At 64.4% G+C, this 9,339-nt stretch carries 9 protein-coding genes and 1 riboswitch; of the genes, 2 read left to right on the forward strand and 7 right to left on the reverse strand.

Translation table 11 applies throughout. The features are described 5' to 3' along the window. Nucleotides 1-279 precede the first annotated feature (279 nt). The 3 genes from ACLQI9_RS13390 to ACLQI9_RS13400 form a co-directional block, all read right to left on the reverse strand. Nucleotides 280-858 (reverse strand): hypothetical protein, encoded by a 579-nt coding sequence (locus ACLQI9_RS13390; RefSeq protein WP_442391756.1) that lies wholly within the window; start codon nucleotides 856-858, stop codon nucleotides 280-282. A 35-nt stretch (nucleotides 859-893) separates the two neighbouring features. Next, nucleotides 894-1,006: riboswitch (SAM riboswitch) on the reverse strand. A gap of 328 nt (nucleotides 1,007-1,334) precedes the next feature. Continuing rightward, the gene (locus ACLQI9_RS13395; protein WP_442391757.1) at nucleotides 1,335-1,658 is read right to left on the reverse strand and encodes a hypothetical protein; all 324 of its coding nucleotides are present in this window, start codon (nucleotides 1,656-1,658) and stop codon (nucleotides 1,335-1,337) included. After that, entirely contained in the window at nucleotides 1,648-1,938 is a 291-nt protein-coding gene (locus ACLQI9_RS13400; RefSeq protein WP_442391758.1) for a hypothetical protein, read from the reverse strand. The genes ACLQI9_RS13395 and ACLQI9_RS13400 overlap by 11 nt, the downstream gene beginning before the upstream one ends. A 272-nt stretch (nucleotides 1,939-2,210) precedes the next feature. Between ACLQI9_RS13400 and ACLQI9_RS13405 the strand changes: the two genes are divergently transcribed. Next, the gene (locus tag ACLQI9_RS13405) at nucleotides 2,211-2,447 is read left to right on the forward strand and encodes a hypothetical protein (protein ID WP_442380768.1); all 237 of its coding nucleotides are present in this window, start codon (nucleotides 2,211-2,213) and stop codon (nucleotides 2,445-2,447) included. 5 nt (nucleotides 2,448-2,452) lie between these two features. Continuing rightward, nucleotides 2,453-5,032, forward strand: a complete 2,580-nt coding sequence (locus ACLQI9_RS13410; RefSeq protein ID WP_442391759.1) for an SEC-C metal-binding domain-containing protein — start codon at nucleotides 2,453-2,455, stop codon at nucleotides 5,030-5,032. Between the two features lie 481 nt (nucleotides 5,033-5,513). Here the strand turns inward: ACLQI9_RS13410 and ACLQI9_RS13415 are convergent, their stop codons facing one another. The 4 genes from ACLQI9_RS13415 to ACLQI9_RS13430 form a co-directional block, all read right to left on the reverse strand. Further along, nucleotides 5,514-6,116, reverse strand: coding sequence for an RES family NAD+ phosphorylase (locus ACLQI9_RS13415; RefSeq protein WP_442380754.1), 603 nt, complete (start codon nucleotides 6,114-6,116; stop codon nucleotides 5,514-5,516). Further along, the gene (locus tag ACLQI9_RS13420; protein ID WP_442380752.1) at nucleotides 6,113-6,793 is read right to left on the reverse strand and encodes a hypothetical protein; all 681 of its coding nucleotides are present in this window, start codon (nucleotides 6,791-6,793) and stop codon (nucleotides 6,113-6,115) included. Before ACLQI9_RS13420 ends, ACLQI9_RS13415 begins: the two co-directional genes overlap by 4 nt. Before the next feature lie 257 nt (nucleotides 6,794-7,050). Further along, entirely contained in the window at nucleotides 7,051-8,163 is a 1,113-nt protein-coding gene (locus ACLQI9_RS13425; RefSeq protein ID WP_442380750.1) for a helicase HerA domain-containing protein, read from the reverse strand. A gap of 418 nt (nucleotides 8,164-8,581) precedes the next feature. After that, a complete protein-coding gene (locus ACLQI9_RS13430; RefSeq protein WP_442380746.1) occupies nucleotides 8,582-9,187 on the reverse strand; it encodes a GIY-YIG nuclease family protein in 606 nt (201 codons plus the stop codon). Nucleotides 9,188-9,339: the final 152 nt, after the last annotated feature.

Genomic DNA, 9,339 nt, shown 5'->3' on the forward strand with positions numbered 1-9,339 from the left:
GCCGCCGTAGCGATCGAATCGCACTGCTTTCATGAGCTGTTCGTCCTTATCTCCGTTTTTGGATCGTGGGAGCTGGGGCTTATCGGCACCTAACTAACCTAACGAGAACGTGGCGGTCGTTCATCCTAAAAATTAGGCGGTTCGCTCGGCCTGCGCGTGCTCTGCTTCGGCTAAAGGTCAGATTCGAGACACCAGCCCGGCCGGGGAATCGCAACCAGGTGCCAAGGCGGATGCTGCTGGTCAATCGAGCCTTGGCTCAACGCCTTCGGACGCGATCGCTCAGTCGTTGCTGGCCTTCCCGTTGGATCGCGTGCCGCCGTCGGGTTGTCCTGGCGTCCGTGGTTTGGGGGGCAATGGCTCCAACAGCGTGGTATCCGTAGGACTTTCGATCCCAACCAGGTACCCGGACTCCGGTTCACCGGTGTCGCCGTCCGGTATGGCATCCAGGTCAGCCAACCAGCGCCCCGGAACCGTGAGGCCGTGGTTCTCGCGCATCGCCCGTTCGATGAACTGCCTGGTGGTCTCGGTCGGGCGCCGGCGTATCGGCGGTTTGCAGGGCTCCACCTCGTCCAGCGTGGCGAGGTTGAACGAGCCGCTCGAGATCACGTACAACACGTGATACTTCGGCTTCCATTCGCCGCGGCCACCGAAGCAGAGTGCCGAACGGAGGTGGTCAGGGTCGTGATACCACAGCGTCAGTTTCAGGTCGTCACCTTCGATTTCGACGTGTCCGTCGTCATGAACGGCAACGACCTTCACTTTGATGATCGGCTGCCCGTCCTCGTGCGATTTCTTCCCCTGGATCCAATGCACGAGGTGGCCGGGGCCATACGACCCGCAGGAACGATTCCGAGGCATTGCAGTACTCCCGAAAGGTCGGGCCTCCGCGTGGGGAGGCGCTCTTGCCCGCACCGGTTGGTGCCAGGCCGCTTCGTCATCCGAGCCACCCACGAGCGGGGGGTTGGCGTGCCGTCCAGTCGGAGCTTGGCGACGGCATCTCGTGAAGCAGATTTAGGTTACATCGGCTCACCGACAGATGCGCTGACCGCGTTTCAGCGTCGCTTATTCAAAGCCAGTCGTGCTCGTATGACGAAGCGGGCCGCCGAAAGACCTCAGTCGCAACTACAGCACGGCACAATGATTCACGGAACGGTGAGACGCAACGCGCACCGCCTTCACGCGACCTGTTCCCGCTCCTGCCGGTCAACCGCATCGGCGATGAGTTGCTCCGTGCCGGAGCTATACCAACCAATGACCAGTCAGCAGATCCTCGCGATGGCAATTCCTCTCGCTACCAAGGGATTTCGATTGTCGCGGGTTAATTGCTGCCGCTCTTAGACCTTCTGCGTGTCGATCAACAGCGAATCGTCCGCGTCGGACGTCATCCTGTAGCCCCAGCCCGCTGCATCGACTTTCTCGAGTATTTGCATGGCCTGGGCTCGGACCGGTGCTCCGTCCTCCGACCGGGACTCGATGGTGATCATGTACGGCCAAGATGCCTTATCGACCTCGTCATATTGCACGGCGGCGTACTCATCGCCACCCAACTCGAGGGTTACCAGATCGTCTTCTGGTTGGGGCGCGGAGGGGTCGATGACAGCGACCAGCTCGGCTAGGGATTTCGGCCCCCTAACCTCGATGTAGTCGCTATTCGTCATTGTCGAATCTCCAATCCATTCCCTTGAATCCCCTGATCACGCGGACTGATTGAAGTCTATATCGCCGCGCATAGCGTTCGACCAGGCGTTTCACCGCCTCGTCGGTGATCGGCGAGTCGGTCATATCCAGCACGACGCGCGATGCCTGCTTCGCGGCCCGTCGTACATTGCGGGCGACAGCGTCATCGCTGGAGCCGGATATTGACTTCAACTCCCACACCTCGTCATCGATCATGAGGTCGGCAATCTTTCCTTTGCCGGAGACGGGAATGAACACCACGCGGTGTCCACGAGCGGCGAGCCTCTCCGCGCCGTCGAGCTCATGCCGCTTTAGCCCAGTCGGGACAGCACTACGGTCAACGCCGCCGCGATGTGGTTCTTTGGCACCCTGCTCGCTCACTAGGAGACTGCTGAATTATTTCGCGTGGCGGTCGGGACTGTTCTAGCGTCGTCGACGCCAAGTGTCGCTTCGGGGTCCGACATCGCGATGTCGGCGGCGGTCAAATCTCGACATGCCACGCAGCGCGGCTCAAGGCTCTATCGTTTCGCTCGATGCCGCTTCACGTACACCCTGCGGAGCGCACCGACCTGCTTGCCGACGGGCTCGGTGCCCTGCTCGACGCCGTCGACCAGACCACGCCGCAACCGGTCCGCGACCGCATCAGGTCGATGTCGCATCAAGGACTGGATGCCCGGATTCGACGGCACCGCTGGATTCGTTCCCAGTCTCGATCCAACTCGTCGGCTGGTGGCGGACTTCGCGACTCGGCTAGCCGCGGCATAGGGTAGTCGCCGTGGCGGAAGCGTTCGACGCGATGCGGACCCTTGCGAGAATTCTGGCCGAACACGGCCCGTTGCACGAGGATGACATCGCGCGACGACTGCGGGACAGCGGCGTGGCCGATCCGGACACCTTACTGGACGTTCTCGACGAAACCGAGTGTCCGGCAAGGCAGTTGGTTGACGACCGGTGGGTGTGGCTGCCGACGGTGCTAGCCGGGCGGGTGTTCACGCACCGGCTCGGCGCAGACGAGGCGGCCCACGACATACTCACTGTGACCCCGAACCTGGACCCGATCACCGCGCTCTGCGAGCACGAGCAGTACGGGCGGTTCGCCGACGGGTCGGCGGCGCGGGTCGTGCTGGCCGGGTTCGACGACGAGCTGCTCGAGCAGCGAGGCATCCCGGCCGAGGTGGTCGACCCGCTAGGGGCGCTGCTCCTGATGCCAGGCACGCTGGCGACGTTGGGCGTGGCCGAGGGCGACCTGGTCGGGGTGCGGCTGACCGCGCGGGGACTCGTGGTCGAGCGGGTCACCGCGCTCGCGCATTCCGCGGTGGGCGCCCGGCTGGCCGCGATGCTCGACGCCGACGAGCCGGTGTACTTCGACGTGGCGGTATGGACGGCGTGCGTCGAGGACCCGGCGGTGTTCACCGAGCCGCTGCCGCCCCTGTGCGAGATCGTCGACGACTACGGTCTGGCACATCGCGGCGAGTGGCTCGCACCAGACGGGTTCGATTTCGACCGTTGGCGTTTCGAGCGCGGGTGCGCAGCGCTGGCCGAGCGACGTGACCTCGATCCCGACGACGCGTTCGCGCTCTACAGCCTGGTCAAACTGTACGACCAGATGTCGCTGCTGCTGATCGACGCCGCCGACGCCGACGAGCCGCTGGAGGATGCGTTGACCGCAGCTGCCGAGGGCGCGACGGGGCCGGACGGAGCAGAGCCCGAGTCCGACCGGTTCGGCGATCTGATAGGTGAGCTCGGGGCCGAGCTTGCCGATCCGCTGCTGGCTGAGCTGCTGGCGGCCGAGACGATCGGCACCGGCCGCGCCGGGGCGCCCGCGCTGGGCATGTTCGCCGAGACGCTGGAGCCGAAAGTGCCGCGCGCAGCGCGGGTGGCGTTTCGCTGGCTGCGCGCGGTGGCGCTGGAGCGGATCGGCGACATCGACGCTTCCGAACACGAGCTGCTGGCGGCCGAGTCGATGGATCCGGATTGGCCGTTGCCGTTGCTCGATCTGGCCCGCATCGCCTCCGATCGCGGCGACGTGGAGCGCGGGTTGGCGTTGCTGCGCCGCGCCGGCGCCGGGCCGGACCACCCGCTTGTGGAGCTACTAACGCGGTACCGGGCCGAGCCGCGCCGCGACCTCGGCCGAAACCAGCCATGCTGGTGCGGGTCCGGCCGCAAGTACAAGAAATGCCATCTCGGGCGCGGGCAGCTGCCGCTGGCCGAGCGGGTCGGCTGGTTGTACATGAAGGCCGGCCAGCACGCGCTGCTCACCGGATGGAACGACCTGCTGGCCGAGGCGGGATACGAACGCTGCCGCTACGCCGTCGATGATCCCGACGCGCTGGCCGCGGCGCTGGACGATCCGCTGGTGCTGGACGCGGTGCTGTTCGAGGGCGGCGCGTTCGCGGAGTTCCTCCAGATACGCGGGTCGCTGCTGCCCGACGACGAGCGGCTGCTGGCGGAGCAATGGCTGCTGGTGGACCGGTCGGTGTTCGAGGTCGAGCAGGTGCACCGCGGCCAGGGCGTCACCGTGCGCGACGTGCGCACCGGCGACACGCACGAGGTGCGTGAGCGGGCGGCCAGCCGCCAGCTGAAGCCAGGGCAGCTGGTGTGTGCACGCGTGGTGCCGGCCGGGGACACCATGCAGTTCTTCGGCGGGCTGGAACCGGTCGCGCTGCACGAGCGCGACCCGCTGATCGACCTGCTCGACACGGGACCCGACGCGGTGACGCTGGTGGCGCAGCTGAGCCGCCGGTTCGGACCCCCGGCGCTGGCCAACACCGAGGGCGATCCGCTCGCGATCTGCGAGGCCACCGTGCGTGTCGGCGACCCGGCCGGGATCGAGGCCGCGCTCGACGACACCTACGACCGGGTCAACGGCGACGAGCCGCCGCGGTGGTTCGAGCACGTCACCACCCAGGACATGCTGCGCATCCGCGCCACCCTGGTCCTCGACGGCGACACGCTGCGGGTGGAAGCCAACAGCGAAAAGCGGATGGACCGCGTGCTGGCCACGCTGGCACGCCTCGACCCCGCGATGAACGTGCTCGACGACTCCCGCCGCCCGCTGCGCGACGCCCGCGACGCCGCCGAGCTGGCCAAGCAGTTGTCAATTGCCGGTGAGGACGCGCTCGACCCCGACGACCCCGAGCTGGCCGCATTCCTTGACGAGTTCGTCCGCGACTACGAGACCAAGTGGCTCGATGAGCCCATCCCCGCGCTCGACGGCCACACGCCGCGGCAGGCCGCCGATGACCCCACCCGACGCGGCGACCTGATCAAACTCCTGCACACCTTTCCCGCTGGTGAAGCCGGCCGCGGCGGCATGGACGCCGACCGGCTGCGCGCCGCGCTCGGCCTGCGGTAGCGGGCGTTCACAGCGGAGCGGCCGCACCGATCTCGGCTGCGAAGTCGCGGAAGTCTTTGTGGCCCGGCAGCTTTCGCAGACATCGCGCGGCCGGCTCTCCTGGACGGAGAGGGGGGCCCGAGCCTCCTTGCGGCGACGGCGGGGACGAATCATTCTCCACGGCAACACTTTCGAACAACGGCACCTCGAGGCGCGTCAGCATGCCGGTCGCAGTGCCGCTAACAACGCAGACTCCAGTGTCAAATCCGGGCAGCTCATCTAGCAACGGTTGACTCGCTGCCTCGAAGCTCCCTGCGAGGGCCGAGAGATCCTCGACCTTGGGTGGCGCACCTTTGCTGTGACGGCTGGCGTACGTCAAAGTAACAATTCCGGCGTACAGCTTCTCCGTTCAGGTGTAGTCCGAGCAGCAAAATCGCTCCTCATGAAATCCTGACCTTTTCACTGCCCGCCGGGGCCCAGTTGTTGGAACTGTAAACGCTTTTCACCAACGCGTTGCGATTGGATCGTCGAATAGGTCGTAGGTGCCGGTGGTTTTCCACTGTTCCGCCGCCTTGTGCGGAGTGCCGAACCAGCGGATGTGCGGCGCCACCTCGGCCGGGGCTCGCGCTCCGTCGCTAAGGTGCCCAGTCGGCACCTCTTCAGGCGTGAGCGGTGAGCTGAGAAATGGATTCAGGACTCGTGCGCCAAACAAGATCAGGTTGTGGGTTCCGGGTAGCGCGGCCGATGGCACAATAATTGCGCTTGCTCCGCTATCTCGAACGACATCAGCCAATCCCTGCGTAGAGGTGTAATCGTCGCCGACGAGCTCGTCGGGCGTCAGCCCGTACCTGGCGCAGTCGTCGAAGTCGACGCGCGTTACGGCATCGACGTCGAGCACCGCCGTCCATAAATTCAAGATGACGTCGTCCGGGTCGCCGCTGGGGCCAACGTTGTGGCGAAGCATCTCGGCGGCGGGGCCGAGCGGGTGAAGACTCAGATACTGGACCGTGTCGCGTCTGGCGCGGTGGAAGCGGCCAGCGCGTGAGCTGGGAAACACCCACCACGGCGAGTCGTACGACGCATGCCGGAATACCGTCAGTCTCATGCCGTCATGGCACGAGCCGCGGTCGCGGCGCCGAGGAGCTGCGGGTAGCACAGCGGGTCATCGAGCAGCTCAATCGGACGCTGGCCGAGCACTGGATGCTCCCGGTAAAACCAGGCGACTACTCCCGGACCCGTGAATGAGTGGCGCAGTTGGTTCACGACTTGTCCAACCACGCGGATACGTGCGGCATCATCGGTCGCAGGCTCAGGCCCGTCATGAGCGAGCCAGCGTTGAAGCTGGCGGACGGAAACGCCGAGCAGGTCTGCGAGAGTCTTTTGAGGGGTGGCGAGGGTCTCGACGGTCCTGGCAAGTACTTCGCGGACTGGCGCGTCGTCGTTGTACGGCTGATTTTCGGCGATATCCCGTAATGCGTGGCGGAATTGCTCGAGCGCAATGCGAACATCCCGACGCTGGTCTTCAGGGTCGTCATGCCGGAGTGCTTTCTCCGCGCGAAACGCCGCCGCCCAAAGTGTTGTCGTGAGATATGGGTCGGCTTCGAGACGCAATGGCGTCGCAGCGCCCAGCGTCTCGAAGCTGTCGATGAGCTGGGCAACCTCACCGGGGACCGTCTTGGACCGCTGTAACAGCCTGGTCGCTTCATTAACCCGGTCGAGGAGGGCATGAAGCTGGGGGCCTGTCGTAATCATGTCACTATCATACGACACATCTGCGCCCACGCGAGGCAATGCGATGCGCGCCCGCTCACGGAGGCCCGATCGTTCGGTCGATGCTGGCGCCCGTCGCTTTCCCGGAAGCCCACCCCGGTTTATCTACAGTGCCGCGTTACCGACGCCGCCCCGATCCGCGACGGCCGCGCGCGGGCAGCGTGCCTCGGCGGCAACACTTTCGAACCGCGGCACCTCGACGCGGGTCAGCATGCCGATCGCGGTGCCGCCAACAACGCAAACTCCGGTGTCAAATCCGGGCAGCTCAGCTAGCGCGGTTGACTCGCCGCCTCGAAGCTGCCGGCGAGGGCCGAGAGATCCTCAACGTTGGCCACGCGAAAGACCACATGGGTGTTGCATTGACTGAGGAAATCCTTGTTCACGCGCGCCGGGCGCTGGCTCGACACCACAAGCCCCACATTAAATTTGCGCCCCTCAGAGGCGATCGCAAACGCGGCGTCAAAAGACGGCCGACCGCGTGCGAGCCACTTTGTTTGTTGCTCGGGCGCGTAGTTCTGTGCTTCATCGAGCACGACCAGGGACGGAAATTGGCCACCGGTTTGCTTGCTGATGCGATGCAGAAGAACGTTGATGGCGTTGGACTTGCCGGAACCCGTCATGCCCAAAACGGCCAGGGTGTTTCGAGAACTCGGCTGAACGCAGGGCAACGGGTACGTCGGGGTGTTGCAGCATGGTGCCGAGCTCGACGTCCCCATCGCCCAGGAGCTGGCGCAGCAGGTCAGGAGATGCGTGCGAGACGTCGGATCCCGGGGCCACCGGCACAGTCGGGGAAAGTAGGCGCCAGCTACGTAGTGCTTGAGCACTTCAACTCGTGCGATACGGAATACGGACTCGGGCTCGAAAAACGTTTTCGTAACGAGGAATCCGTGCTCTTTAGACGGGTGTGAGAACAACGACTGGAGATCCGGTACTTCGACGCGGCTGCTACCCGCTGTGCCCGAGTAGCCCCGAGTGATCCACATCGACTCGTTCATTTGAGGAAACGATGGGTTATAGGCGGTTACTTCAGAGATGCGCCCGAGGATCACGTTGCCCGCGGTGTCCTTGGCTGTCGCATATTCGCCGAGGCGGACGTCGCGGATGGCGACAAAGCTGAACTGACGAACGGTCGGGAAGTCCATCGCGATACCGATGGTGCTTTCCTCGACCCGCGTCGCTGAGGACCAGATGGCTTCGAACTGTGACTCAAGCTCCGAAAGAACCCCATCGTCGCTGCGAATGACGACACCGAGTTCCTCGTTGCGCCAGGCGGCCGCATCGTCCAGCCCATAGCCGGCGGTGGCGGTGAGGTTCGAGGAGGATACGAGCGCGGCGTTGTCGGCCAGGATGAGCTTGGCGTGCAGCCGGGTGGAGTATCGCACCAGGCAACCCTGCGTCCTCGAGCGCCTTTCGCGCGTCGAGGTCCGTGATGTCCAGATCGGCCGGATCCTTCAGGCGGTACACGATCCGGATGTCGATGGCGATGTGATCCACAACCGGTGCGTCGTCTCGCTGACAATCTCGAGGGCGTGTTGGAGCACGGAATCCTGGTTGACGACGTGGATGGACATGCGTTATCGACCCACCCTCAATCGTTCGGTCCCGGTAAGTGCCTGAGCTGGTTCGGTTTTCGACGCAGATCGACCTGGATCAGGTTGGGCAACAGTGCACACTCCTCGAGCTCGCGGATCTCGAATTGCAGTGGTCTGTCGTCATACCACCGAAAAGGCTGCGACATATCGATAGCCTCCAGGTCGCTGGTCTGCCACGAGGTGTGTCCTACCTGAGCCGACAGGACCGTCATCTTTCATTCAGGACGGGTAGCTCGCGGGCTTTCTTTTCAGCTTCGGCTCTGCGCCTTGTCAGGTTGGCGTGGAACGCATTGTGCTTGTTGTCTTGAAGGTTGAGCGGTAGGTCGAGGGTGTCGATCAGCGCTTTTTCCAGTAGCCACGGCTGGGGGTGAACCATCCAGGACACAAGCGCGTGGTTGGCCATCCAATCGGTGAGCAGAGCCTCGCCGCTTCTGCCGAAGGTGCGCCGCCTGCCGGAGCCGACACGACGCAATTCGATCCCAAGTTCGTTCGCCAGGAGGATTCCGAGCGTCTTGCGTAGGGTGGACCCTTCCGCGTTCCCGCGGTAGTGATAGGTAATTCGCTGGCGAAGATTCTGAGTGCTCGGTGGCTTCCCGTTGGCTGGTGGTCGCTTTGGGCTGATCCCGGCATACAGCAGGGTTAGTCCGTCCCGCTGCACACAGCCTGGGATGTCGATATCAGCAGGCACGGTGCGAAACCACCAGCCATAAACGCCCGGAGACTCGGGGACCGGACATGGCCGACTGAAGACCTGATCACGAGAGTAAAGGCCCGCGGCAAGGTAGTCAGAACGGTACTTCTCAATTTGTCCCATCGAGAGCAGTCTCCTTCTCCACTGCACTGATACGAAAATTAGGGTGACCCCGAGTTGGTGACCACTGGTCAACCGCAGGCTGGTTGTCTGGCGGTGTCGGCCAGCGGTGTGAGGGTGACGGTGTAGCCGAGTGCTTCGAGCTGGCTGACCGC

The organism is Mycobacterium sp., assembly GCF_052143115.1.
Taxonomy (GTDB): Bacteria; Actinomycetota; Actinomycetes; order Mycobacteriales; family Mycobacteriaceae; genus Mycobacterium.

Bases quoted from the DNA above. Each gene is read 5' to 3' on its own strand.
- ACLQI9_RS13415 (WP_442380754.1), bottom strand. From the start codon at position 6,116: ATGAGACTGACGGTATTCCGGCATGCGTCGTACGACTCGCCGTGGTGG.
- ACLQI9_RS13430 (WP_442380746.1), bottom strand. From the start codon at position 9,187: ATGGGACAAATTGAGAAGTACCGTTCTGACTACCTTGCCGCGGGCCTT.
- ACLQI9_RS13395 (WP_442391757.1), bottom strand. From the start codon at position 1,658: ATGACGAATAGCGACTACATCGAGGTTAGGGGGCCGAAATCCCTAGCC.
- ACLQI9_RS13390 (WP_442391756.1), bottom strand. From the start codon at position 858: ATGCCTCGGAATCGTTCCTGCGGGTCGTATGGCCCCGGCCACCTCGTG.
- ACLQI9_RS13405 (WP_442380768.1), top strand. From the start codon at position 2,211: ATGCCGCTTCACGTACACCCTGCGGAGCGCACCGACCTGCTTGCCGAC.